The 1,527-nt window shown below is 48.7% G+C and carries 1 pseudogene; it reads right to left on the bottom strand.

The window, feature by feature from the left end:
- A pseudogene (locus tag FC091_RS15065) lies at nt 1-1,494 on the bottom strand (hypothetical protein); the annotation flags it as partial.
- Nucleotides 1,495-1,527 lie beyond the last annotated feature (33 nt).

Below are 1,527 nucleotides of genomic sequence, written 5' to 3'. Positions count from 1 at the left end.
TGGTGCTGGTTGAACCAACACTGGTAATGGATTTACGATTAACTCTAAGCGTGTTACCTTGTAACAGCCTTCTGCTGTATTTGGGTCTTCTACACGTACCCACACTTCATCCATGTCTGCTACGGTGTTGGTGTAGGCGGTCGGGTTTGCGATTGGATTGTTGGCGTCGTTGGCATTGAGCTCTGTCTGGTAATACGTTATATCGTAATCTGCAGGGTCTGCACCGTTTAACAGCTCTTCTGCCTTGCTTGTTAGATCAAATTGTGCAAAACCATCGGCAGAGGCATCGTCGCACTCCTCTAATGGTGTCGGCTCTATGATCTGCGGCGTTGGCTCTACTATGAGTTCCAGTTCTACTATCGTGGCACAGTCTGTCGCTATGGTAGCACTCTCCACCCTGGCGTACAATAAAATAGGGGCATCACTATCACCGTTATCTGCCACGATATTGTTGTAGCCTACTGTCGTATCTATCGCGTCAACGTTGTTATCCGCATTGGCAAAGGTTTCGTGGTAGGTTACCGTCAGGCCTGCGGTACCTCCCGTGATCTCGCTGTCGGCTTCGGTCAAATCGAATATCCCAAAACCATCGTTATCGGGATCACAATAGTACAATGGTGTCGGTGTATTGGCTACCGGTGCCTGTTGTACATCCAGCACCAAGGTCGTGGTGTCGTAACAACCCGTTGCGTTATCTTCTACACGAACGTAAATAGTCTGTGGGTTGCTAACGTTGGTGTAAGGTATTGCTAAGGGATTTACTTCTGCTTCTGCGTCGGCCAGATCAAAATAATAACTTACGGTATAGGATGGATTGTTGCCACTGATCTCACCATTCTTAACGTTTAAATCTATTGCCGTTAACCCATCTGGTGTTCCGTCATCACAAACTTCCAATGGAGTTGGATCTACCAAGACTGGTAATGGGTTAACCTCTAGCTCGAACGTCACCTGGTTGCTGCAGCCTGTATTGTCATTGGTAAGTACAGCATAGATCGTCTGTGGATTACTGGTATTTGCATATGGTCCTGTAATGGCGTTCACGTTAAGATCCGCATCGGTTGGATCGGCATAATAGCTCACCGATACATTGACCTGACCGTTCAGTATCTCTGCTTCCTTGCTCGTTAGGTCGAACAGCTCCTGCTCGTCACCTGGATTATCCTCGTCGCAAAGTTCATATGGGCTCACCGCTACAGTGGCCGGTAATGGGTTGACGATAAGCTGTAAGGTCGTGGTATCATAGCAGCCTGCTCCGTTCTCGATGCGTACGTAAACTTCTTCCGTGTCGGCTACGGTATTGGTGTACAGTATAGGAAGCACATCCGTACCATCGATAGCTCCTTGTGGCGTGGAATGGTACGTCACTACAACCCCAGTCTGAGCTCCTATGACCTCTGCATCGCGGTCGCTCAGATCAAACTCCACAAAACCGTCGGTGTCGTCGTCGCATTCCTCCAAGGCCATTGGCATGTTCGCAACTGGATTGCCCAATACCTCTAGTTCTAAGGTGGTGACTGCATAACA

Source organism: Winogradskyella algicola, from assembly GCF_005869935.1.
In the GTDB taxonomy this organism is placed as follows: domain Bacteria; phylum Bacteroidota; class Bacteroidia; order Flavobacteriales; family Flavobacteriaceae; genus Winogradskyella; species Winogradskyella algicola.
This window is presented reverse-complemented; position numbering and strand designations above follow the sequence as displayed.